This is a genomic window from Pseudomonas sp. PSPC3-2, assembly GCF_049897085.1.
Taxonomy (GTDB): Bacteria; Pseudomonadota; Gammaproteobacteria; order Pseudomonadales; family Pseudomonadaceae; genus Aquipseudomonas; species Aquipseudomonas paraveronii.
Window position 1 is genome coordinate 132,993 of record NZ_JAFCVO010000006.1, and the last position, 23,730, is coordinate 156,722.

The 23,730-nt window shown below is 63.4% G+C and carries 16 protein-coding genes; 4 read left to right on the plus strand and 12 right to left on the minus strand.

The features are described 5' to 3' along the window. Positions 1-76: 76 nt before the first annotated feature. Together ACP7CJ_RS12255 and ACP7CJ_RS12260 are read right to left on the minus strand one after the other, a co-directional pair. Positions 77-703: a hypothetical protein gene (locus tag ACP7CJ_RS12255; RefSeq protein ID WP_426101413.1), complete on the minus strand. Its 627-nt coding sequence runs from the start codon at positions 701-703 to the stop codon at positions 77-79. Positions 704-746: 43 nt separating this feature from the next. Next, positions 747-3,377, minus strand: coding sequence for an MGH1-like glycoside hydrolase domain-containing protein (locus ACP7CJ_RS12260; protein ID WP_426101411.1), 2,631 nt, complete (start codon positions 3,375-3,377; stop codon positions 747-749). A gap of 194 nt (positions 3,378-3,571) precedes the next feature. Here ACP7CJ_RS12260 and hglS point away from each other — a divergent pair, with 194 nt between their 5' ends. After that, positions 3,572-4,948, plus strand: a complete 1,377-nt coding sequence (gene hglS, locus ACP7CJ_RS12265; protein WP_426101409.1) for a 2-oxoadipate dioxygenase/decarboxylase HglS — start codon at positions 3,572-3,574, stop codon at positions 4,946-4,948. 174 nt (positions 4,949-5,122) lie between these two features. On the opposite strand, the gene ACP7CJ_RS12270 is transcribed toward hglS, so the two are convergent. Beyond that, positions 5,123-5,347, minus strand: a complete 225-nt coding sequence (locus tag ACP7CJ_RS12270; protein WP_253395168.1) for a DUF465 domain-containing protein — start codon at positions 5,345-5,347, stop codon at positions 5,123-5,125. Between the two features lie 174 nt (positions 5,348-5,521). Between ACP7CJ_RS12270 and tkt the strand changes: the two genes are divergently transcribed. Next, positions 5,522-7,576, plus strand: a complete 2,055-nt coding sequence (gene tkt / locus ACP7CJ_RS12275; RefSeq protein ID WP_426101407.1) for a transketolase — start codon at positions 5,522-5,524, stop codon at positions 7,574-7,576. A gap of 431 nt (positions 7,577-8,007) precedes the next feature. On the opposite strand, the gene ACP7CJ_RS12280 is transcribed toward tkt, so the two are convergent. The 7 genes from ACP7CJ_RS12280 to ACP7CJ_RS12310 all read right to left on the minus strand — a co-directional run bounded on the left by ACP7CJ_RS12280 (position 8,008) and on the right by ACP7CJ_RS12310 (position 19,557). Next, the gene (locus tag ACP7CJ_RS12280) at positions 8,008-10,527 is read right to left on the minus strand and encodes an excinuclease ABC subunit A (protein ID WP_426101405.1); all 2,520 of its coding nucleotides are present in this window, start codon (positions 10,525-10,527) and stop codon (positions 8,008-8,010) included. A 2-nt stretch (positions 10,528-10,529) separates the two neighbouring features. Further along, the gene (locus ACP7CJ_RS12285; RefSeq protein ID WP_276193390.1) at positions 10,530-12,236 is read right to left on the minus strand and encodes an ATP-binding protein; all 1,707 of its coding nucleotides are present in this window, start codon (positions 12,234-12,236) and stop codon (positions 10,530-10,532) included. 126 nt (positions 12,237-12,362) lie between these two features. Then, on the minus strand, positions 12,363-15,455 hold the full coding sequence (locus tag ACP7CJ_RS12290; RefSeq protein WP_276193391.1) for an error-prone DNA polymerase: 3,093 nt from the start codon (positions 15,453-15,455) through the stop codon (positions 12,363-12,365). Beyond that, positions 15,431-16,846 carry a Y-family DNA polymerase gene (locus tag ACP7CJ_RS12295; protein ID WP_276193392.1) on the minus strand — a complete coding sequence of 472 codons (1,416 nt, stop codon included), beginning with the start codon at positions 16,844-16,846 and terminating at the stop codon, positions 15,431-15,433. The genes ACP7CJ_RS12290 and ACP7CJ_RS12295 overlap by 25 nt, the downstream gene beginning before the upstream one ends. 7 nt (positions 16,847-16,853) lie before the next feature. After that, a complete protein-coding gene (imuA, locus tag ACP7CJ_RS12300; RefSeq protein WP_276193393.1) occupies positions 16,854-17,468 on the minus strand; it encodes a translesion DNA synthesis-associated protein ImuA in 615 nt (204 codons plus the stop codon). After that, positions 17,468-18,085 (minus strand): transcriptional repressor LexA, encoded by a 618-nt coding sequence (lexA, locus tag ACP7CJ_RS12305; RefSeq protein WP_426101403.1) that lies wholly within the window; start codon positions 18,083-18,085, stop codon positions 17,468-17,470. Before lexA ends, imuA begins: the two co-directional genes overlap by 1 nt. Before the next feature lie 884 nt (positions 18,086-18,969). Continuing rightward, positions 18,970-19,557 (minus strand): NUDIX domain-containing protein, encoded by a 588-nt coding sequence (locus tag ACP7CJ_RS12310; protein WP_247406823.1) that lies wholly within the window; start codon positions 19,555-19,557, stop codon positions 18,970-18,972. Positions 19,558-19,670: 113 nt separating this feature from the next. On the opposite strand from ACP7CJ_RS12310, the gene ACP7CJ_RS12315 reads away from it, so the two are divergent. Beyond that, positions 19,671-20,822, plus strand: a complete 1,152-nt coding sequence (locus ACP7CJ_RS12315; RefSeq protein ID WP_426101401.1) for a diguanylate cyclase — start codon at positions 19,671-19,673, stop codon at positions 20,820-20,822. Between the two features lie 122 nt (positions 20,823-20,944). Then, complete coding sequence (locus ACP7CJ_RS12320; protein WP_276193399.1) at positions 20,945-21,871, plus strand: alpha/beta hydrolase; 927 nt, start codon at positions 20,945-20,947, stop codon at positions 21,869-21,871. Positions 21,872-22,064: 193 nt separating this feature from the next. Here the strand turns inward: ACP7CJ_RS12320 and ACP7CJ_RS12325 are convergent, their stop codons facing one another. Both ACP7CJ_RS12325 and ACP7CJ_RS12330 read right to left on the minus strand, forming a co-directional pair. After that, a complete protein-coding gene (locus ACP7CJ_RS12325) occupies positions 22,065-23,225 on the minus strand; it encodes an alpha-hydroxy acid oxidase (protein WP_276193400.1) in 1,161 nt (386 codons plus the stop codon). A gap of 240 nt (positions 23,226-23,465) precedes the next feature. Beyond that, positions 23,466-23,672 (minus strand): PLD nuclease N-terminal domain-containing protein, encoded by a 207-nt coding sequence (locus ACP7CJ_RS12330; RefSeq protein ID WP_247406845.1) that lies wholly within the window; start codon positions 23,670-23,672, stop codon positions 23,466-23,468. Between the last annotated feature and the right edge of the window lie 58 nt (positions 23,673-23,730).

Consider the following 23,730-nt stretch of genomic DNA (forward strand, 5'->3'; position numbering starts at 1 on the left):
CTGGCTGTAAAGCACGCTTTAAAACGACAAATCCCGCCAATGGCGGGATTTGTCGTTTCTGGTCCAGGGCTGGCGATCAGCGGCCAGCAGCGGCGTCGACTTTCTTGAACTGTTCCAAATCCCGGGGTTTGCCCTCGGTACCGTACCGGTTGATGAGGCGCCCCTCACCCGACCTCAACTGGAACTCCCCGGACTCCACATCCCGGCCAATCACAATCACATACTTGTTGCGGCCAACGCGCACATACACGTTGTAGAAATCCACGAGTTGATCTTCAGTGATAAACATACTGTACGCATAATGCGCGCGACCGGTCAGGTTGGGCCACTGCGCCTCCAGGGCCGCGACATCCCCGGCTTCACCGACGATGTCCATCGCGCGAATGGTTTCTTCAACCAGCGCATCATTCTCATCGGCGCCAAGCACCGCAGGTTTGACCCGGGTCATTTTGCGCACCGAATCAGGGTCCGCGCCCCTGACCTCATCGTCTAGCGACAGGGTCACGGCCTCCAGACGGTACGTGCCATTTTTGACCCATTTGGTCGCATCGGCACTTTCTGAATCCTGGCAGCGCAAACAAGCGGCCCTCGCTGAGGCGGCACTGGCGCTGTCGACATACAGGCTTGCGGTGAAAACACTGGCGCTGATCAGCACGGCACTCAATAGGTTGGCAGGGCTTAAAGCGGTGGCGGCGTTCGCCATGATCTACATCCTTGTAAAAGTCGGGGCGGCAAATTTACCCGATTCAAGGCGTGGCGGGTACATGCAACAGCAACGCCACCAATGCACTCCACCCCGTCTGGTGGGACGCCCCCAACCCACGCCCGGTTTCCCCATGAAAATACTCATGGAACAACACCAGGTCACGGCTGGCCGGGTCCGCCTCCAACTGCGCATACCCCGCCATCGATGGGCGCAGGCCATTTTCATCCCTTAAGACCAATCGGCTCAGGCGCAGGCTCAAGCTGTCGGCGACTTCCTCCAGGGACGACAGGTAACCACTGCCCGTCGGGTACTCCACCGAGAAGTTATCCGCGTAGTACCGATGAAACTCGCGCAACGATTCGATCAGCATGTAATTCACCGGCATCCACAACGGCCCGCGCCAATTGGAGTTGCCGCCGTACAGACGTGAATCGGATTCACCGGGTTGATAACGTGCGCACAGCGTGTCGCCATTCATCTTCAGCGCCAGGGGCTGCTCGGCGAAGGCCTTGGACAACGAACGCACGCCAAACGCCGAAAGAAACTCATCGTCATCCAGCATGCGCCGCAGCAAGTCCTTGGTGCGCTCACCGCGCAACAGCGCCAGCAGCAGGCGATTGCCCTGCCCCGGCTCGTTCCAGCGCGAGACCAGCTTGGCCAGTTCCGGCCGGTGGTGCATGAAGCCCAAAAGCCGCTCACGCAAGCCTTCGAGGCCTTCATGCTCGCGCTGCTCCAGCACCAACACGGCGAACAGCGGCATCAGGCCGACGATGGAGCGCAGGCGCACCGGTTCGTTCTGGCCGTCGGGACGGTGCAGTACGTCGTAGAAGAACAGGTCCTGTTCGTCCCACAAGCCCTCGGCGCTGTCGTCGACACGGTTGATGGCGCCGGCGATATACAGGAAATGCTCGAAAAACTTCACCGCGATATCGACGTACACGACATTGCGTTTGGCCAGTTCCAGAGCCATCCGCATCAGGTCCAGCGCATACGCCGCGACCCACGCCGTGCCGTCGGCCTGATCCAGTTGGTAGCCTGGCGGCAGCGTGGCCGAGCGGTCGAACAAGGCGATATTGTCCAGCCCCAGGAACCCACCCTGGAACAGGTTGCGTCCTTCGGCATCCTTGCGGTTGACCCACCAGGAGAAATTCAGCAGCAGCTTGTGGAAGATCCGCTCCAGGAAATCCATGTCACCTACGCCGGTCAACGCCTTGTCCTGCTGATACACCCGCCAACTGGCCCAGGCATGCACCGGCGGGTTGGCGTCGTCGAAGCGCCATTCATAGGCCGGCAACTGGCCGTTGGGGTGCATGAAGCGGTCCTTTACCAGCAGCAACAGCTGTTGCTTGGCATACCCCGGATCGATCAGCGCAATGGCCACCGCCTGAAAACCCTGGTCCCAGGAGGCGTACCACGGGTATTCCCAGGTGTCGGGCATGGAGAGAATGTCGAAGTTGGACAGGTGCCGCCAATGGCTATTGCGCCGTTGCAGGCGCTCGGGCGGCGGCGCAGGTTGGGTCGGGTCGCCGTCGAGCCACTGGTTAACGTCGAAGTAATAGAGCTGCTTGGACCACAGCAAACCGGCCAGGGCCTGGCGTTGCACATTACGCGCATCCGCATCGGCGATGCCCTGCTGCAACGCGGCGTAAAAGTCATCGGCTTCCTGGCGGCGCTGTTCAAACAGCTTGCGCGCATTGACCTGGGGCGCGTCCTTGGGCGCAAAACGCAGATAGACATCTTTGCGCTCCAGGCCCGCCAATTCCAGGATGAAACGCGCGGCCGCCTTGGTGCCGGTGTCGCGGCGAATCGCGGTTTCCTGCCCCGCCACCACGTAATCGTTGATCCCATCCTTGAACGGCCCCGGCGCCGGTTGCCCGTCCAGCTTGGGGAAGTTGCTTTCGTTTTCGCAGAACAGCCATTCGACGCCGTCCTGGCCCCAGGCGCTGAGGTGGTGATCGGGCAATTCATGATGACGCGCCAGCACGCGGTCGCCGTCCAGCCGCAACTGCGGTTTCGGCGCGCCGACGGTCCAGCTCCAATCATTGCGCGCCCAGACCTGGGGCAGCACTTGCAGGCGTGTCGGCTGGTCCGAGCGGTTGTGGACGCTGACGCGCATGAAGATATCGTCGGGCTGGTGCTTGGCGTATTCGACGCTGACGTCGCAATACCGGTTGTCTTCAAACACACCGGTATCGAGGATTTCGTACTCGGCATCCGCCAGCCCACGTCGGGCGTTTTCGGCGATCAGGTCAGCGTAGGGAAACGCCGCGTGGGGATATTTGTAGAGCATGCGCATGTAGGCATGGCTCGGCACGCCGTCGACGAAAAAGTACAGTTCCTTGACGTCTTCACCGTGGTTGCCCTCCGCGTTGTTCAGGCCGAACAGGCGCTCTTTGAGGATCGCGTCACGCTCGTTCCACAGCGCCAGGCCCATGCACCAGCGTTGCGCCTTGTCACTGAACCCGGCCAGGCCATCCTCGCCCCAGCGGTAAGCACGGCTGCGCGCATGTTCGTGCGGGAAGTAGCGCCAGGCATCGCCATCGGCGCTGTAGTCCTCGCGCACCGTGCCCCATTGGCGCTCGCTCAGGTACGGGCCCCACTCGCGCCAGCGCTCGGCCGTCTCGGCGGCCAGGCGCTGGCCTTCAGTGGTTTGCACAATTGTGGCGCTCATCCAATCCTCCCTCAGCCATCGCGTCAGGCCAGTGTAGAACCCATCCACGCTCAGATGCACATGAAGACGGTTTTACCCCACTCATTCGTTTGCAGAATGAAGTCCAGAGGAATCTTCGTTTGCGCGGGCCTGCGGCGCCCAACAGAATCGGGATAACGGCATTCATTACTCTTACAGCAGCCAGGAATTTTTCTATGCCCACCACCGCGTTTATCAGCCCCGACGACATCCGCAAAGGCTTTTCCAAGGCCATGTCCGACATGTACCGCGATGAAGTGCCCCTGTACGGCGCGCTGATGGAGCTGGTGGCCGACACCAACCGCCGCGTGCTCGACGCTGACCCGAGCCTGGCGCAACACCTGCAACGGACCGGCGAAATCCAGCGCCTGGACATGGAACGCCACGGCGCCATTCGCCTGGGTACCGCCGCCGAACTGACGACCATCCGCCGCCTGTTCGCGGTGATGGGCATGCAACCGGTGGGCTACTACGACCTGACCCCGGCCGGCGTGCCGGTGCATTCCACTGCGTTTCGCGCCGTGCATGAACGTGCGCTGCAAACCAGCCCGTTCCGCGTGTTCACCTCGCTGCTGCGCCTGGAACTGATCGAAAGCCCCGAACTGCGCGCCTTCGCCGAAGCCGCCCTGGCCAAGCGCTCGATCTTCACCCCCGGCGCCCTCGCCCTGATCGAACAAGCCGAACGCGATGGCGGCCTCAACGCCAGCGACGCCGAGGCATTCATCCGCCAGGCCCTGGAAACCTTCCGCTGGCACCACACCGCCACCGTCACCGCCGCGCAGTACCGGCAACTGAGCGACCAGCACCGCCTGATCGCCGACGTGGTGGCCTTCAAGGGCCCGCACATCAATCACCTGACCCCGCGCACCCTGGATATCGACCAGGTCCAGGCCGCCATGCCCGGCAAAGGCATCACCCCCAAGGCGGTGATCGAAGGCCCGCCGCGTCGCGACTGCCCGATCCTGCTGCGCCAGACCAGCTTCAAGGCCCTCGACGAAACCATCGCCTTCACCGACGCCCAAGGCAGCCACAGCGCGCGCTTCGGCGAAATCGAACAACGCGGCGTCGCCCTCACGCCCAAGGGCCGCACGCTGTACGACCAACTGCTGAACGCCGCCCGCGACGCCCTCGGCGCCTTCCCCAACGAGGCCAATGCTGCGCGTTACATGCACTTGATGGAACAGCACTTCCAGGCCTTCCCGGATGACCACACGCAGATGCGCGAACAAGGCCTGGCCTACTTCCGCTACTTCGCCACCGACAAAGGCCTGGCAGCACGCGGCCACGCCGACCAGCCGCGCACGCTGGACGCACTGATCGCCGCCGGTCACGTGGATGTCGAGCCGCTGGTGTACGAGGATTTTCTGCCGGTCAGCGCGGCGGGGATTTTCCAGTCGAACCTGGGGGACGCGGCGCAAAGTCACTACGCGGCCAATTCGAACCAGGCCGAATTCGAACAGGCGCTGGGGCGCAAGACGATTGATGAATTGACGCTGTATGCCGAGACACAGCAGCGCTCGATGGATGAATGCACTCACGCGCTACTGGCCTGAAACAAGCGGCCCACCCGGCTCATCAGCGCAATCCTCGCGCCCTATAAGCCCCCAGAGCCGGGTGGGCGGCGGGGATCATAAGTATCGGCGGGGATGATGTCTTTCAGTCAAATCTGAAAAAATGTGCAAGGGAGCGACTGATGCGCTCCCTCAGTAGTGAATGGATCGCCCGTTTTACTGCAGCAAATCCTTGATCTCATCTTTAACCAACAAGCGTTTTTCCTTTAACTTCTTCAGCTCCTCATCGCTGCCGGCCGCCTTTTCAGCGCTCACCACCAAGTCGTCGACGGCGTTGTATTTATCAAACAGCGCATTCAGACGCGGATTTTGCGCCCGGTGCCCATCGACTTCGTCCTTGCTCAAACCCAAGTCCTGATACAGGTCGTGTTTCACTGGCATGGCCTACCTCCGCAAGTTGATCAATGACTACGCCCTTGAAGCTAGCCCATTCCAAGGGGTCTTGTCATGTTTGCGGGCAAACCCGTCCCGTTCGTCGCCACACCGGCGATGGGATCAAACCTTTGCCGCGCCCTGCCCTCCACTGTAGATCGCCACCCGAGGGAGACCGGTTTCATGAATCACGCTGCCACCGCTGTGGACACCCAGTGCATCAACACCCTGCGCACCCTGGCCATGGATGCTGTGCAAACGGCCAATTCCGGCCACCCCGGCACGCCCATGGGCCTGGCGCCGGTCGGGTATACGCTGTGGAGTCGCTTCCTGCGTTATCACCCGGAGCATCCCGACTGGCCCAACCGTGACCGCTTTGTATTGTCGGTGGGGCATGCGTCGATGCTGCTGTATTCGTTGCTGCACCTGGCCGGCGTGGTCGAGATCGATGCCCAGGGCAAGCGCTCGGGGCAGCCAGCGATCAGCCTGGACGATATCAAGCAGTTCCGGCAGATGGGTTCCAAGACCCCGGGCCATCCCGAGTACCGCATGACCACCGGCGTGGAAACCACCACCGGGCCCCTCGGCCAGGGCTGTGCCAATAGCGTCGGGATGGCCATGGCCGGGCGCTGGCTGGGCGAGCGCTTCAACCACGACGGCCAGGTGCTGTTCGACTACAACGTCTACACCCTTTGCGGTGACGGCGACATGATGGAAGGCATCAGCAGCGAAGCCGCCTCCCTGGCCGGGCATTTGCGGCTGGCTAACCTGTGCTGGATCTATGACAACAACACCATCAGCATCGAGGGCCACACCGAGCTGGCGTTCAGCGAGGACGTGATCCAGCGCTTCCAGGCCTATGGCTGGCACACCTTGCACGTGACCGACGCCAATGACCTGCACGCCTTGAGCACGGCACTGGAGACCTTCCAGCGCAACACCGGCGCGCCGACCCTGATCGTGGTCGACAGCGTGATCGGCTACGGCTCGCCACACAAACACAACACCGCTGCCGCCCATGGCGAGCCGTTGGGCGCGGAAGAAATTCGCCTGACCAAGGCCGCGTATGGCTGGCCGCAAGACTCCAGCTTCCTAGTGCCCGATGAGGCACGCACGGTATTGCGTGATGCGTTGCGCGAGCGTGCCGAGCCGTTGCATCGGCAGTGGCAGCAAACCCTGTCTTGCCTCGACCCGCAACTGGCCGACGAGCTGCAACGCATGCGCGCCGGGAAGATGCCTGAGCAATGGCTGGCTGAACTGCCCAGCTTTGACCGCGACGCCAAGGGCGTGGCCAGCCGTGCCGCCGGCGGCGAAGTGCTGAATGCCTTCGCCCGGCAAATCCCCTGGCTGCTGGGCGGTTCGGCGGATCTGTCACCGTCGACCAAGACCAACCTCACCTTCGACGGCGCCGGGCGTTTCAGTGCCGATGACTACAGCGGCCGCAACCTGCACTTCGGCGTCCGCGAACACGCCATGGGCGCGATTGCCAATGGCATGGCATTGTCTTACTTGCGGCCCTATACCTCGACGTTCCTGGTGTTCAGCGACTACATGAAACCGCCGATCCGCCTCGCGGCAATCATGGAGTTACCGGTGGTGTTCGTGTTTACCCATGACTCGATTGGCGTCGGCGAGGACGGCCCGACGCACCAGCCGATCGAGCACCTGACCCAATTGCGCGCCACGCCGGGGTTACTGACCCTGCGTCCCGGCGACGCGAATGAAACCCTGGAACTGTGGAAGGTCGCCCTGGCCCAGACCCATCGGCCAAGCTGCATGGTGTTGTCGCGCCAACCGCTGCCAACCCTGGACCGCACGCACTACGCGGCCGCAGCCGGTGCCGCCAAGGGTGCCTATGTGCTGGCCGGCGCCGCACACCCCAAGGTCATCCTGCTGGCAACCGGCAGTGAAGTCAGCCTGGCGGTGGCGGCGTATGAACAGCTCAAAAGCGAAGGCATTGCCGCGCAAGTGGTCTCGATGCCCAGTTGGGAGCTGTTCGAAGAGCAGCCCCAGGCCTACCGCGACAGCGTACTGCCGCCGGCGGTAACCGCGCGGGTGGTGGTGGAACAGGCCGGCCCGTTGGGTTGGGACCGTTATGTCGGGCAGACCGGCGCCAAAGTGGTGATGAACAGCTTTGGCGCGTCGGCGCCGCTGGCCAAGTTGCAGGAAAAGTACGGGTTTACCGTGGAGAATGTGGTGAAGCTGGCCAAGCAACAGATCCAACTGCTGGGACATTGACCGCATTCCCTTGTTTGATCGGCGGGGTTAGTGGCAGATGATCGTCAAGGGCAGCATCCTGGTGCTGGCGGTGAGCCCCACTCTCATGAACACCGCCTAACCCATGTGGGAGGGGGCTTGCTCCCGATGGCGGTGGGTCAGGCACAGATACTGTGACTGATGCACCGTTATCGGGGGCAAGCCCCCTCCCACATTGACCTCACTCCCTTGTTTGATCGGCGGGGTTAGTGGCAGATGATCGTCAAGGGCAGCATCCTGGTGCTGGCGGTGAGCCCCACTCTCATGAACACCGCCCCTCCCACATTGACCTCACTCCCTTGCTTGATCGGCGGGGTTAGTGGCCGATGATCATCAAAGGCAGCATCCTGGTGCTGGCGGTGAGCCCCGCTCTCATGAACACCGCCCCTCCCACAGTTAATCTCCTTCGATGCTCAGATCAGCTCTCGAGCAAGGAACGGCGCGGTGCGGCTTTTCTTGCTCTTCGCCACCTGTTGCGGCGTACCGCTGACCACCACCTTGCCGCCCAGATCCCCAGCGCCCGGGCCGATATCGATCACCCAGTCACTCTGGGCCACCACGCGCATTTCATGTTCCACCACAACCACCGTATGCCCCGCCTCGACCAGATGATTCAACTGGCTGAGCAAGCGGTCGACATCCCGTGGGTGCAAGCCGGTGGTCGGTTCGTCCAGCACATACAAGGTCGCGCCCCGGGCATTGCGCTGCAGCTCGGTGGCCAGCTTGATGCGTTGCGCTTCGCCCCCGGACAGCTCAGTCGCCGGTTGGCCGAGGCGCAGATAACCCAGGCCGATATCGCGCAGCACGAGCAGCGAACGCAGCACCCCTGGCTGCTCGGCAAACACCGCCACCGCCTGCTCGACGGTCAAGCCGAGCACTTGGGCAATGTTCAAGCCTTGCCATTGGATCGCCAGGGTCTCGGGGTTGTAGCGCGCGCCGTGGCAGGTCGGGCACGGCGCATACACGCTGGGCATGAACAGCAACTCAACGCTGACGAACCCTTCGCCTTCACAGTTCGCGCAGCGGCCCTTGGCGACGTTGAACGAGAATTGCCCCGCATCGTAATCACGCAGCTTCGCGCCCGGCGTGGCGGCGAACAGTTTGCGCACGTTGTCGAACAGCCCGGTGTAGGTCGCCAGGTTGGAACGCGGGGTGCGGCCAATGGGTTTCTGGTCCACCTGCACCAGTCGGCGAATCTGCTCCAGCCCGGCGCTGATACGCCCGCCGCTGGTTGGCGGGGTGTCATCTTCCAGGCTCGGCTCGTCGTCGCTTTCCAGCACGCGGCCGAGGCCGCTGCCCACCAACTCCAGCAGCGCCTGGCTGACCAGGCTGGATTTGCCCGAGCCGGAAATACCGGTCACCGCCGTGAAACAACCCAGCGGGAAATCGACACTCACCGCCTTGAGGTTATTGCGCGTCACACCCTCCAGGCTCAGCCAACCGCTCGCTTCCCGGCGCCGAGGATTCGCCGGGCGCCGTTCGGCAAACAGATACTCACGGGTCTGCGACGCTGCAACCTGCGCCAAGCCCGCCGGCGGCCCGCTGTACAGCACTTGCCCGCCGTGTTCTCCGGCCGCCGGGCCGACGTCGATCAGCCAGTCGGCGCGGCGCATGGTTTCCAGGTCGTGTTCCACCACAAACAGCGAATTGCCGGCGGCTTTCAAACGCGCCAGCGCAGTGAACAGCGCCTCGCCATCCGCCGGGTGCAGCCCCGCCGACGGCTCATCGAGCACATAGATCACGCCGAACAACTGCGAACCCAATTGCGTGGCCAGGCGCAAGCGCTGCAACTCGCCGGACGACAACGTCGGCGTGCTGCGCTCCAGGGACAGGTAACCCAGGCCCAACTCGGTCAAGGTGCTGACCCGCTCGAGCAAATCCTCGGCGATGCGTTGGGCGGCCAAGCGTTTTTCCACCGACAGCGTCATCGTGTCCTGCCCCGCCGCCACCGGCCGCAGCAGCTCGGCCAACTGGGTCAGCGACAGTTGCGACAGCTCGCCAATGTCCACCCCGGCGAACTTCACCGACAACGCCGCCTGAGTCAGCCGCTTGCCGGCGCACACCGGGCAGGCGCTGCCCTGCATGAACTGCGCGACACGCTTTTTCATCAGCGCACTTTGGGTGTGGCTGAAGGTGTGCAGGATATAGCGCCGCGCGCCGCTGAACGTACCCTGGTAGCTCGGCTCCAACTTGCGCTTCAACGCCTCGCGGGTCTGTTGCGGGGTGAAGCCGGCGTACACCGGCACGGTCGGGGTTTCTTCGGTGAACAGAATCCAGTCGCGCTGCTTTTTCGGCAGGTCGCGCCACGGGATGTCGACGTCATAGCCCAGGGTCACCAGAATGTCGCGTAGGTTCTGGCCCTGCCACGCCAAAGGCCAGGACGCCACTGCGCGCTGGCGGATGGTCAGCGAGGGATCGGGCACCATCAGCGCCTCGGTCACTTCATACACGCGGCCCAGGCCGTGGCATTGCGGGCAGGCGCCCTGGGGCAGGTTTGGCGAAAAGTCCTCGGCATACAGCATCGCCTGCCCCGGCGGATAACTGCCGGCGCGCGAATACAGCATGCGGATCAGACTGGACAACGTGGTCACACTGCCCACCGACGAACGCGCACTCGGCGTGCCGCGCTGTTGTTGCAGGGCCACGGCGGGCGGCAGGCCTTCGATGGAATCCACATCGGGCACGCCGACCTGATCGATCAGGCGCCGCGCATAAGGCGCCACCGATTCGAAATAGCGCCGCTGGGCCTCGGCATACACCGTGGAAAAGGCCAGGGACGACTTGCCGGAACCCGACACGCCGGTAAATACCACCAAGGCATCCCGTGGGATATCCACATCGACGTTACGCAGGTTATGTTCGCGAGCGCCACGAACCCGGACGAACCCAAGCTGTTGGGCAGTGATCTGAGGGATGTTGCGCGATGAAGTCATGGTCAACCTTGTGGCGCGGTGAGCACGCTGCGCACCCGTTGCGTCAGCGCTTCGGGGCTATAGGGCTTGCTCAGCAGATGAATGTCGGGGCTCAGCAGGTGAGTGCCGGACAGGATGTCGCGGGTATGGCCCGAGGTGAACAACACCGGCACCGGGGGCAACTGTGCGCGGGCCCACTCGGCCAGGTCGATACTCTTGATCCGCCCGGGCATCACCACGTCGGTGAAAATCAGGTCGGGCCGCACACCGCCCTGCAAGGCCTGCATCGCCCGGTCGCCATCCTCGGCGGTCAGCACGGTGTAGCCGGCCTGTTTCAGCAGTTCCACCACGGTCACCCGCACGTCTTCGTTGTCCTCGACCACCAGGATGGTTTCCTGGCCCACGGCATGTGGCACAGGCTCGGCGTGGGGCTCGGGGGTTTCTTCACCCAAGCTGCGCGGGAAATACATGTGCACCACGGTGCCCTTGCCTTCCTCGCTCGACACCTCGACATGCCCGCCGCTTTGCCGCACGAAACCAAACACCATGCTCAGGCCCAGGCCGGTGCCGTGGCCGTCACGCTTGGTGGTGAAGAACGGCTCGAATACCCGCGCCAGGATCGCCTTCGGCATGCCCACGCCGATATCGGTGACGGCCAGGCGCACATACTCGCCGGGCTGCAGACTTTTACCGGTGCAATCTCGCGGGTTGAGGATGATATTTTCGCCTGTGATGCGAATCACGCCCTCGCCTTTCATGGCGTCCCGCGCATTGATCGCCAGGTTGAGCAGTGCGTTTTCCAACTGGTTGCGGTCGACATGGATGCACCAGCAATCCTGGGGTAGTTGCACCTCGATCTGAATGGTTTCACCCAGCGCACGTTGCAGCAGTTCACCGAGGCTGGCATAGATGCGCTGCGGGTTGTAGACCGCCGGTGAGAGCGGTTGGCGGCGCGCGAAAGCCAGCAATTGCGAGGACAGCTTGGCACCGCGCTCCACCGCCGCGATGGCGGCACTGACACGCCGCTGTACCTGGGGGTTATCCGGTTCATGACGGGCCAGCAGGTGCAGGTTGCCGGCGATCACTTGCAGCAGGTTATTGAAGTCGTGGGCCACGCCGCCGGTCAGCCCGCCAATGGCTTCGAGCTTTTGCGACTGGCGCAACTGCTCCTCGGCGGCGGAGCGCGCCTGCACTTCAGCCGCTACGCGCTGTTCCAGGTTATGGGTCAGTTCCTCGCGCAAGCGTTCGGAAATCACATGGGCAGTGGTCTCCACCACAATCGCCAACACCCCGGCCGGTTGTTGGTCATCGCCGGCGACGGGGCTGTAGTAGAGGTCCAGCCACACGTCTTCCGGCTTGCCGTTGCGCAACAGCACCAGGTCCTTGTTGTGATAGGACAGGGTGCCGCCCGCCAGGCAGGTATCCACCACATACCGGTTGAAGTCGGCCACTTCCGGCCAGCCCAGCTCCACCGGCGTGCCCAGCAGATACGGGTGGCGGCCACCGGCAAACGCCGAGTAGCTGTCGTTGTAGATCATGTAACCCGCCCGCCCCCAGAGCATCACCATGGGCACGGGCGACGCCAGCAGCATCTGCACGGTACAGGCCAGGCTGGTGGACCAGCGATCGATCGGCCCGAGGTCGGTGTTCGACCAGTCGAAGTCGCGGATTCGCTGGGCCATTTCACCGCCCCAGCCTTCGCAGCCATGGGTATTGGATAAAAAACGCATCGGTGGGCTCTTGGCGAAGAGAAGCGTTGGTTGGGGGTGCTGCACCGCTGATAAAAACTTGGAGCTTGTCGGCAATCATTCGTTTCATTGCATATAGCTTATCCACGGAGGTCCGGCCAACTTCCATCAGTGAAAATCCCGACTGCGCACCGCAACGCCTTCCAGCAACGGCGACAGATCGGTGAGACGCCCGGCGATCAGGTGCCGCACCTCGCCCACCGCCTCCCAGCGCCCGTCCACCTTGAGCAGACGCGAGCCTACCAAGGCTTGGCGCTGGCGTTCTGCCAGGTCGCGCCAGACCACCACATTCAGGTTGCCGAACTCATCCTCCAACGTCACAAAGGTCACGCCGCTGGCGGTGCCGGGGCGCTGGCGACCGGTCACCAGCCCGGCGACGCTGACAGTGCGTCCATGCTCCACCGCCATCAGCTCAAGGGAACTGCGGCAGCGGCGTTTGCGCAACTCTTCACGCAGCAACGCCAACGGATGCGGGCCGAGGGTCGTGCCGACCGTGGCGTAATCGGCCTGCAGGTCCTCGCCCACCGTCGGCGCTGGCAGTTCCACCCGCGCTTCGTCAGGGCTGGGCAGGCCGGCGAACAGCCCAAGTTGCTTGTGTACCCCCGCCACGTCCCAGCGCGCCTTGTGCCGGTTGCCGACCAAGGCCCGCAAGGCTCCGGCATCCGCCAGCAAGGCCTGGGCACGGGTATCCAGCCCGGCGCGTTGGTCCAGGTCGGCAATGTCGCTGAATGCACGGCGCTGGCGCGCAGCTTCGATACGCCGCCCATCCTCCTCGCGAAACCCCGCGATCATGCGCAAACCCAGGCGAATCGCCGGTTGCTCGCCGGCGATGGGTTCCAGGCTGCACTCCCAGTCACTGGCCTGCACATCCACCGGGCGGATCTGCAAGCGATGGCGCCGGGCGTCCTGCAGGATCTGGTCCGGGCTGTAGAAACCCATGGGCCAGCTGTTGATCAACGCACAGGCGAAGGCCGCCGGTTCATGGCATTTGAGCCAGCAACTGGCGTAGGTCAACAAGGCAAAACTGGCGGCGTGGGACTCGGGAAAGCCATAGCTGCCAAAACCCTTGATCTGCTCGAAAATCTGCGCGGCAAAGGCTTCGCTGTAGCCGTTTTTGAGCATGCCGGTGCGCAGGCGTTGCTGGTGCGGTTCGAGGCCGCCGTGACGTTTCCAGGCCGCCATGGAACGACGCAACTGATCGGCTTCGCCAGGGCCGTAATCGGCGGCGACCATGGCGATCTGCATCACCTGTTCCTGGAACAGCGGCACGCCCAGGGTGCGCTTGAGCACCGCTTCAAGCTGCGGCGACGGATAGGTGGTGGGCTCCTCCTTGTTCCGCCGCCGCAGATACGGATGCACCATGCCGCCCTGGATCGGACCGGGGCGCACGATGGCGACTTCAATCACCAGGTCATAAAAGGTTTGCGGCTTGAGCCTGGGCAACATCGACATCTGCGCCCGCGACTCGATCTGGAACACGCCGAGGGTGTCGGCCTTGCTGATCATCGCGTAGGTGGCCGGGTCTTCCTTGGGGATCGTCGCCAGGCACAGGTCGAGGCTGCGGTGGCGACGCAGCAGGTCGAAACAACGGCGGATCGCGCTGAGCATGCCCAGGGCAAGGATATCCACCTTGAGTAGGCCGACGGCGTCGAGGTCGTCCTTGTCCCACTGGATGATGGTGCGCTCGGCCATGGCCGCATTTTCCACCGGCACCAGGGTGTCCAACGGGTGTTCGGAAATCACGAAGCCGCCGGGGTGCTGGGACAGGTGCCGGGGGAAGCCGATCAGTTGCTGGGTCAGCGTGAGCACGCGGCGCAGCACCGGGCTGTCGGGGTCGAAACCGCCTTCGCGCAAGCGCTCCACGGGCGGTGCATCGTCACTCCAGCGCCCGCAGCACTCGGCCAGCGCATTGACCTGGTCCGGCGGCAAACCCAGGGCCTTGGCCACATCGCGCACCGCGCCGGCAGCGTGGTAGCTGCTGACCACTGCCGTCAGTGCGGCGCGGGTGCGGCCATAGCGCTGGAACACGTATTGCAGCACCTCTTCGCGGCGTTCGTGTTCGAAGTCGACATCGATGTCCGGCGGCTCGTTACGCTCCCTGGACAGGAAGCGCTCGAACAGCATGTTCATCAGGCTCGGGTTGATCTCGGTGATGCCCAGGGCGAAACACACCGCCGAGTTGGCCGCCGAACCCCGGCCCTGGCACAGGATCGAACGGCTGCGGGCAAAGCGCACGATGTCATGCACGGTGAGGAAATAGCTTTCGTAACCCAGCTCGCTGATCAGCTCCAGTTCGTTATTGATCTGCTGCAAGGTCTTCGCGTCGACCCCTTGCGGCCAGCGCCGGGCGATGCCTTCTTCGGTGACGGCGCGCAGCCAGGATCGGGCGTCATGGCCGGCGGGCACCAGCTCACGCGGGTACTGGTAGCGCAGTTGGCTGAGGTCGAAGGTACAGCGGCGGGCGATGGCCAGGGTTTCGTCGAGCAACGACGGCGGATACAGCGCCTGTAACGCCGGCAGGCTGCGCAGATGCCGCTCGCCATTGGGATGCAGGCGCGTACCGGCTTCGGCCACCGGCACGTGGTGACGGATGGCGGTCATGGTGTCTTGCAGGGCGCGGCGGCCGCGTGCATGCATATGCACATCGCCGCAGGCCACTGCCGGGAGCTGCAAGGTCGCAGCCAGTTGCAGGCGTTGCTCCAGGTGGCGCGCATCATTCTGCCCGCAGTGCAAATGCACCGCCAGCCACAGGCGCCCGGCGAAGGTGCGGCGCAGCCATTGGATCGAGGCCTGGGTGTCGCGGTCTTCGGCGATCCAGAGCGCCAACAGGCCGGGCAGCGGTTGGTCGAAGTCTTCTTGCAGCAGGCGATAACGGCCCTTCTCCGCCCGCCGCCGGGCCAGGGTGATCAAGCGGCACAGGTGTTGGTAGCCGCTGAGGTCTTCCACCAGCAGCAGCAGTTTCGGGCCGTTTTCGAGGCGCATCTCGCTGCCGATAATCAGCGGCAAGCCCACGGCCTTCGCCGCCTGCCAGGCGCGCACGATGCCGGCCAGGGTGCATTCGTCGGTGATCGCCAGGGCGCTGTAGCCCTGGCGCTTGGCCCGCTCGAACAACTCCAGCGCCGTCGAGGCACCGCGCTGGAAGCTGAAATTGGACAGGCAATGCAGCTCGGCGTAGCTCATGCAAACCAGCCTTGCAGCCACAACCCATCGCTGTGCCCCACGGTGCGGTAGGCCCAGCCTTGCTGGCCGGCGCGGGTCTGGATCAGGTAATAGTCGCGGCGGATATCGGCGCCATCCCACCAGCCCGATTCAATGCGCTCCGGGCCCATCAGGATCTGCACGCCCGGCTCGGCCAGTAAGGTCGGCTCGTTGAGCAGCCAGCCGGGGCGCTGGACGTTGTTCAAGGTTGGGCACGGGGTTTTATCGGCCGCCGCTTGCCAGGCGCATTCGGGGCGGTGGTCGGCGTGAAAGCGCAGGCCTTGCACCGCTTCGTCGCCAAGCCGCGCGCGCAGGCGTTCGCGCAGTTGCTCCCAGGGCAGTGTCTGTTGCGGGCGGTCATCGAACAGGTCCTGGCGTTGCGGCACGAACACCGGCAGGTCCTGGGCCACCAGGCGAAAACCGCGCACGGGTGCGCTGACTTGCACCTGCTCCAGGCGCCCACGGGCCAGTTCGAACAGCATCGCCGCGTCACGCTCGGCGCTGAGCAGGCCGACCTTGATCACGCTGTCCGGGGCCTGGGCGTGTTCCAGGTGCAGGTCGAAACGCTGCACGCCACTGTCGCGGCCACAGAGGAAGGCGGACAGGTCACCGGTCAGACGGCGCAGCGGAAATAGCAGGGCCTGGTGGGATTGCACGTCGAAGTTCAGCTCGATGCGCACATCGAAGCGGTCCGGCGGCTGATAGAACCCCAGGGCCAGCGGCCGCTGCCCGCTCAGGGCATCCAGGTGTTTGAGCAACGCCGCATCAAAGCGCCGCGCCAAGGTGTGCCGGGGCAACGCCTGCACCTGGGCCAGGCTGCGCAAGCCCATGCGCGATAAGGCGATAGCGGCCTGCGGATCAAGGCCGGCGCGGTCAATGGGCAGCGGCGCCAAGGCCTGCATCAATGCCTGATCATCGGCCACGGCCAAGCCATTGTAGAGGTTCGCCAGCACCCGCGCCGCCGCCGGGTTGGGGGCGGCGACGATGCGATGACGAAAGCCCAGCTCGGTCAGCTCTTTGCGCAGGCGTGCCTCAAAGCGCGGCCAAGGCCCGAACAGGCCCAGGCTCGACTCGATCTCAAACAGCAAGGCGCGTGGGTAAAACACGCTGACCTGGGAACTGAACTGGTAGGCCCAGGCCGCCAGAAACTGCTGCCAGCGTTCGATTTCCACGGGGTCGTATTCGGCGCAGGCAAAGGTGTTGACCAGGGCATGCGCCGCCGTCAGGGATTGACCGGGGCGCAGGCCCAAGGCGTGCGCGGCCGCATTGACGGTTTGCAGGACGCGCCGCTGCGGCGTACCGGCCAGCAGTGCCAGCGGCTCGTGCGGCGCCGGATGCATACGCTGCACCGCGTCCAGCGCCAATTGCGGAAAGACAATACAGACCCAGCGCATGCCAACCTCAGTGCCCGACCAGGGCAATCGGCGCCGGGTGGGCCAGCCCGCCCCGGCACTTGAGCACCCGCACTTGCGCGGGCCGAGCGTCGACCGCCAGGCGCAAGGCGGCCGGCGAGGCGTTGAGCGCTTCACTCAAGGCGCGCCAGGCAAACGCCAGGGTCTGCCCGGTTTCCGCCGCCACCTGCAAGCGCCGCAAGGCACGATCATCGGCCTTGCGCGGCCAGCACAACACCGCGCCGCAACTGCCGGAACGCAGGCACTGCTCGACCGCCCACAGCGCATCCCGCTCCTCGGCGCGGACCACCGAGAGCTGGCGCACATCCACCCCGGCGTTCTGCCAGGCGTGGGGGTACGGCGTGTAGGGCGGCGCCACCAGCACTATGCGCTCCCCCGCCGCCGACAACCGCGCCAGGGTTGGCAACACCAGTTGCAGTTCGCCCACGCCGTCCTTGGCCATCAGGATTTCGCTGAGGGCCGACTCCGGCCAGCCGCCCGTGGGCAGCACCGCATCCAGCGCCGCCAGCCCCGTGGGATGGACGCTGGCCGGTGGCGCGGCGGGCCGGCCCTTCCAGACGCGCCCGCCATTGAACAGCGCGTCCAGGGCAACGACGGCGCCCATCAGCCTTGCCTCACCAGGCCGCAGAACACGCCTTCGATGGCCAGGTCCTGATCGGGCCCGACCACGATGGGTTGATACGCGGGGTTGCGCGGCAGCAGGCGCACGCTGTCGCCATTGCGTTCGAAACGCTTGATGGTGACTTCACCGTCCAGGCGCGCCACCACAATCTGCCCGTTCACGGCTTCGGCACTGCGGCGCACGCCCACCAGGTCGCCGTCGAGGATGCCGTCTTCGATCATTGAGTCGCCCTGTACCCGCAACAGATAGTCCGGGGTTTTCGCGAAAGTGGCCGGGTCGAGTTGCAGGCGGCTGTGGACTTCGGCATCGGCGCCGATGGGCAAGCCGGCGGCTACTCGGCCCAGGACTGGAATATCCAGCCATTCAGGCCGCGCTGGCTGGTTGAGCAGGCGAATGCCACGGGCTTGGTTGGGGTTGACCTCGATGAAGCCGGCTTCGGTCAGGGCCACCACGTGTTTGCGCGCGACGCTGCGGGAGGCGAAGCCGAATGCCTCGGCGATCTCGGCGAGGCTGGGGGGTTGGCCTTGTTGCGCGATGCGGTCGCGGATGAAGGTCAGGATGGCGGTGCGGCGGGGGGTTAGGGTTGTCATGGAGTACATTTGTACTCCTGTGGGAAATTTCTGACAATAGCCGGTAGTCGGGGGTTGGGGTTGGGCTGGGTGATTGTGTACATATCCGTTATTTAGGTAACGGCGGCTATGGGTTCCGCCCTTACGGCGGGTCACTTTTGGAAAAGAGCCCCAAAAGTAACCAAAAGGGCTCTTGCCCCACCACTCGGCACCTCGCCTAGGCTCGGTGTGCCCGAACGAAGGCTTGAATCCGTGGGCCGCCGTCATGGGCCATCCCTGGCCCAGGACGGCTAACCCGGCGTCCTGCCGGGTTACCCACGGATTCAAGCCTGCGTTCGGCCAGCGTGGTTTTACGGGGCGCCTAAGATCAAGATCCAGATCAAAAGCCAGAGCCAGAGCCAGAGCCAGAGCCAGAGCCAGAGCCAGAGCAGAATGAGGTCTATCTGATCCATGGAGATCCAAATGTGGGAGGGGGCTTGCCCCCGATAGCGGTGGATCAGTCATGCATGTAGTGACTGACACACTGCCATCGGGGGCAAGCCCCCTCCCACATTTCTGACCGAGTTCGGCTTCCAGTATCAGGTCGGCTACTAGGCCGCCTCGCTTGGCTTTGGCTTTTGATCTGGGGCGCCCCGTTAACCACGCTGGCCGAACGCAGGCTTTGGAGCGTGGGTAACCCGGCAGGACGCCGGGTTAGCCGTCCTGGGCCAAGGATGGCCCATGACGGCGGCCCACGCTCCAAAGCCTGCGTTCGGGCACACCGAGCCTAGGCGAGGTGCCGAGTGGTGGGGCAAAGACCTTTTGGTTACTTTTGGGGCGTTTGCCAAAAGTGACCCGCTGTAAGAGCGGAACCAATAGCCGCCGTGACCTAAATAACGGATATGTACACAATCACCCAAACCCAACCCAAACCCTCACCACCCCTCTTTCAACATCCGCAACTCCAGATGCTGCAACAACATGATGGTCTTCCCATCCACAATCTCCCCACTCTCCACCATCGCCAGCGCCCGCTCAAATCCCAATTCCAGCACCTCGATATCCTCACCCTCCTCTTCAATCCCACCGCCCGTGCCCACCCGATCCCCCGGTTGGTACTCGCCGAGAAAAAAGTGAATCCGCTCAGTCACCGACCCCGGGCTCATGAACGCCGCATAGATCTTCTCCACATGCCCCACCCGATAGCCCGTCTCCTCCTCCGCCTCCAGGCGAATGCGTTCTTCCGGGCTGGCGTTGTCCAGCAAGCCGGCTGCGGCTTCGATCAGGTAACCGGGGTAGTCGTTGACGAAGGTGGGCATGCGGAACTGCCGGATCAGCAGCACAGTGCGCTGTGCGCGGTTGTACAACAGGATGGTCGCGCCGTTGCCCCGGTCGTACACCTCGCGGGTCTGGGCCTGCCAGTTGCCATCGCGGCGGCGTAGGTCGAAGCTGTATTTTTTCAGCAGGTACCAATTGTCCGAAAGCGTCTCTTCGGCGGTGATGCGAACGGGGCTGTTGTCCATGGTCGGGCCTTTGCTCAAAGGAGCAGGAGCATGTCGCGGTGGCAAGGTCAGCGTCAAGCGGGTCGCATACCGCTACAATCGCGCCCACAAAAGGTCTCTGCAAGGGCAAGGCAATGTCGCTGCATATCCCGACGCTACTGATAGTGGCCGTGTTCGTGTTCTGCCTGATGGGCCTGCTCACCGTGCATGCCTGGAGCCGTGGCCGTGAGCCAACCTTGGGCTATCTCGGCATCATGCTGCTGCTCGCCTCCCTGGGCACCGGGCTGATCGTGGTGCGCGGCGTGGGCGTGGACTTTGTCGCATTGATCCTGGGCAATGTCGTGCTAGTGCTCAGCGCTGCGATGAACTGGACCGCCATGCGCACCTTCGTGCAACGCAAGCCCAGCCTGCCGGGGATTTTTGCCGGGTGTGGCGTGTGGCTGTTGATGTGCCTGCTGCCGCAGTTCTATTGTTCGCTGTCGGCGCGGGTCACCCTGTATTCGCTGCTGGCGGCCAGTTATGGCGTGCTGTCGGCCATGGAGCTATGGCGCAACCGCGCGACCCTGGAAGTCGCCTACGCCCCCGCCCTGGTGCTGACCCTTTTGCATACCGCGTTCTACGCCATACGCGCGCTCACCGACCCCGGCCTGCCGCTGAAAAACGCCCAGGCCTCGGGGGGCGAAGGCGTGCCGTTTTTTTCGTTCATGCTGTTTGAATCGATGCTGTATGCCATCGGCATTGCCTACGTCACCCTGGCGATGGTCAAGGAGCGCGCCGAGTTGCGCTTCAAGGCCGCCGCCTTCAGCGATGCACTGACCGGCGCCAGCAACCGCCGCGCCTTTATGCTCAAGGGCGAAAAACTGCTAGTCGACAGCAGCCGTCGCCAGCGCAGCGCAGCCTTGTTGCTGTGCGACCTGGACCACTTCAAGCGCGTGAACGACAGTTTCGGCCACCCCATGGGCGACCAGGTGCTGATCGCCTTCAGCCAGGTGACCCGGGCAACGCTGCGCAGCGGTGATGTGTTTGCGCGTATCGGCGGTGAAGAGTTCGCCTGCCTGCTGGCCGACAGCGATGCGGCCGGTGCGTTTGAAGTGGCCGAGCGCATCCGCCGGGGGTTTGCCGAACTGGACCTGCTGACACCAGGGTTCTTGAGTGTGAGCATCGGCATCGTGACCACCACGGCGGCAGGCCATGACCTCTCGCACTTACTGTCCCAGGCCGACCAGGCGCTGTACCAGGCCAAGGCCCATGGACGCAATCGGGTGCAGGTGGTGGCGATCGCCTGACTGGACGGCACCTGAATGCCGTAATACTTTGCAAGCAATCCCCGCCGACGGCCGTCGAATTAATGCCTGCCCCCGGTGGCCATCGGGTAAAACCCGTGCCTCGCCTTTGTCCTGGAACCTTCATGTCCTCTCGTTTTCTCTCCCGCCTGGGCCTGCGCTGGTTTCCCCTGCTGTGCATGGCCATCTTGATCCTCGGGTTGCCGGTGGGTTGCGCCGTGCTGCAACACAAAGAGCGCGAGCTGCTGTTTCGCATCGAACCGGGCACCGCCAGTTGGTACAGCGGCTTACCCAAGACGGTGCAGGAATTCGAGCTCACGCCCGCCAGTTTCAAGTCGGGACAGAACATTCACGGGTGGTGGTGGCCGGCAGACAAGAAGGACGCGCCGGCCATCCTGTACCTGCATGGCGTGCGCTGGAACCTCACCGGGCAGCTGTTTCGCATCGAGCAATTGCACGCGCTGGGCTATTCGGTGCTGGCCATCGACTACCGCGGCTTCGGCCAGAGCCAGGGCGACCTGCCCTCGGAAACCACGGTGTACGAGGATGCACGCATCGCCTGGGAACGCTTCCAACTGTTGCAACCCGACCCAAGCAAACGCCTGATCTACGGGCACTCCCTGGGCGGCGCGGTGGCAATCGACCTGGCCGCTGAACTGGGCCGACAAACCCCCTTGCCCGTGCGCGGACTGGTGATCGAATCGACGTTCACTTCCCTGGCGGATGTGGCCACTGCCATGGCGAATACCTCCTTGCCGGTGCGCTGGCTGCTGTCGCAGAAATTCGATTCGATCGACAAGATTGCCGACATCCATATGCCCCTGCTGGTGGTCCACGGCCTGGACGACCTCTATGTCCCTGCGCGGTTCAGCGAGCAACTATTTGCCGCCGCCCAGGAACCCAAGCGGCTGTTGCTGGTGCCTGGCGCCAGCCACAACAACAGCATGAGCCTGGCCGGTCGCAGCTATCGCAAAGCACTGGACAACCTGATGCAGGCGAAGATGCCGACACAGGTTGTCACCCACTCAACTGGGCACACCAACGACTCATAAAGTGTGTTTTCGGCACTGGGTTCGCACGGGGCTGTCAAGCGCAAACCCAGCCTATGCTGGCCCGCGCCAGAAGTTGATCAAATATTGACCTTGGGCTGAATCGCCAACCCCCGCCGGGCCCGCGCAAAGTTATCCACAGAGATACCCACGGTTTTCGTGGACAACTCTTTTTATTTTTTTACGATTTTTTTGCTCAACCCGCACCTTGGGGAAAGGTGCCAGGCAGCAAAATATCGCGATTCACATTGCGTATATCGTTATACCCGCACAGCGCCATCGACACGTCCAACTCGCGGGCGATGATCTCGAGCGCCTTGGTCACCCCCACTTCACCCATCGCGCCCAAACCGTACAAATGCGGGCGACCGATCATGGTGCCTTTGGCGCCCAATGCCATCGCCTTGAGCACGTCCTGGCCGGAACGGATACCGCCATCGAGCCACACTTCAATACGTTCGCCCACCGCCTCGACGATCGCCGGCAATTGGCTGATGCTCGACGGCGCGCCATCCAGCTGACGACCACCGTGATTGCTCACCACCAACGCATCGGCGCCGGCATTCGCGGCCAGGCGCGCATCTTCCACATCGAGGATGCCCTTGATGATCAGCTTGCCGCCCCAGCACTTCTTGATCCACTCCACATCGTCCCAGCTCAGGCGCGGGTCGAATTGCTGGGCGGTCCACGACGACAGCGAACTCATGTCGGCCACGCCTTTGACATGCCCAACGATATTGCCGAAGCCATGGCGCTTGGTGCCGAGCATGCCCATCACCCAGCGCGGCTTGGTCATCATGTTGAGGATATTTGGCAGGGTCAGCCTGGGTGGCGCCGATAGGCCGTTGATCAGGTCCTTGTGGCGTTGCCCGAGGATCTGCAGGTCCAGCGTCAACACCAACGCATCGACACCCGCGGCCTTGGCGCGCTCGATCAACTGTTCGATAAAGGCGCGGTCGCGCATCACATAGAGTTGAAACCAGAACGGCTGGCCGACCTGTTCGGCGATGTCTTCCAGGGAGCAAATGCTCATGGTCGACAAGGTGTAGCGCAGGCCAAAGGCCGCAGCGGCGCGGGCCGTGAGAATCTCACCATCGGCATGCTGCATCCCGGCCAGGCCAGTGGGCGCCAGGGCGACCGGCATGGCCATGTCCTGGCCGATCATGGTGGCGCGGATCGAGCGCTCATCGATATTGCGCGCCACCCGTTGGCGGAATTTGATCTGGGCAAAATCGCTTTCATTTGCCCGGTAAGTGCTTTCAGTCCAAGAACCGGAATCGGCGTAGTCGTAAAACATCCTTGGAACGCGTTTTTGCGCCAGCTTGCGTAAGTCTTCGATGGTTGTGATCAACGACATCGGGGTTACCTCTCCCTGAACTGAGTAGGAAGAGTAACCGCCCATCGGCCGCACAACCAGTCATTGCGTTTATATCGACGGCTGACTACAGCGGCCGGCCTTGAATGCAAACAGGCGCCCATCGGCGTAATGCCAGTCAGTTAAGGAAGAACGCTCCCTCGCCACGGGTTAGCGGTTACCTGCTCTATCGCTTAACTGACCAGCATTAGCCCATCAGCGCCTGTTTTTTGCGGATATCACCTAGCTTTTACGCGGTTCCTGCATCTCTCGCTTGGGCCCCGCCATCACCCAGGCGATCAGCCCCAGCAACGGCACAAAGATCAGGACCACCAACCACAACCCCTTGGTCTCCCAGCCGCTGGTGCTGCGCAATACAATGTTGATCGCCCACAATTCCAACAGCAGCAGAATCACTGCCAATGCGATCCAGATATATTCGATTTGCATGGTTCACCTCCTGAGGTCTATGCGTTAGGTCAAGCATCCGACCTCAGGGTTCCATCGA

Excerpts from the sequence above, each read along its gene's own strand:
- lexA (WP_426101403.1), bottom strand. The coding sequence starts at position 18,085 with ATGTACTCCATGACAACCCTAACCCCCCGCCGCACCGCCATCCTGACC.
- tkt (WP_426101407.1), top strand. The coding sequence starts at position 5,522 with ATGAATCACGCTGCCACCGCTGTGGACACCCAGTGCATCAACACCCTG.
- ACP7CJ_RS12260 (WP_426101411.1), bottom strand. The coding sequence starts at position 3,377 with ATGAGCGCCACAATTGTGCAAACCACTGAAGGCCAGCGCCTGGCCGCC.
- ACP7CJ_RS12310 (WP_247406823.1), bottom strand. The coding sequence starts at position 19,557 with ATGGACAACAGCCCCGTTCGCATCACCGCCGAAGAGACGCTTTCGGAC.
- imuA (WP_276193393.1), bottom strand. The coding sequence starts at position 17,468 with ATGGGCGCCGTCGTTGCCCTGGACGCGCTGTTCAATGGCGGGCGCGTC.
- hglS (WP_426101409.1), top strand. The coding sequence starts at position 3,572 with ATGCCCACCACCGCGTTTATCAGCCCCGACGACATCCGCAAAGGCTTT.
- ACP7CJ_RS12325 (WP_276193400.1), bottom strand. The coding sequence starts at position 23,225 with ATGTCGTTGATCACAACCATCGAAGACTTACGCAAGCTGGCGCAAAAA.
- ACP7CJ_RS12330 (WP_247406845.1), bottom strand. The coding sequence starts at position 23,672 with ATGCAAATCGAATATATCTGGATCGCATTGGCAGTGATTCTGCTGCTG.
- ACP7CJ_RS12255 (WP_426101413.1), bottom strand. The coding sequence starts at position 703 with ATGGCGAACGCCGCCACCGCTTTAAGCCCTGCCAACCTATTGAGTGCC.
- ACP7CJ_RS12295 (WP_276193392.1), bottom strand. The coding sequence starts at position 16,846 with ATGCGCTGGGTCTGTATTGTCTTTCCGCAATTGGCGCTGGACGCGGTG.
- ACP7CJ_RS12320 (WP_276193399.1), top strand. The coding sequence starts at position 20,945 with ATGTCCTCTCGTTTTCTCTCCCGCCTGGGCCTGCGCTGGTTTCCCCTG.
- ACP7CJ_RS12285 (WP_276193390.1), bottom strand. The coding sequence starts at position 12,236 with ATGCGTTTTTTATCCAATACCCATGGCTGCGAAGGCTGGGGCGGTGAA.
- ACP7CJ_RS12280 (WP_426101405.1), bottom strand. The coding sequence starts at position 10,527 with ATGACTTCATCGCGCAACATCCCTCAGATCACTGCCCAACAGCTTGGG.
- ACP7CJ_RS12270 (WP_253395168.1), bottom strand. The coding sequence starts at position 5,347 with ATGCCAGTGAAACACGACCTGTATCAGGACTTGGGTTTGAGCAAGGAC.
- ACP7CJ_RS12315 (WP_426101401.1), top strand. The coding sequence starts at position 19,671 with ATGTCGCTGCATATCCCGACGCTACTGATAGTGGCCGTGTTCGTGTTC.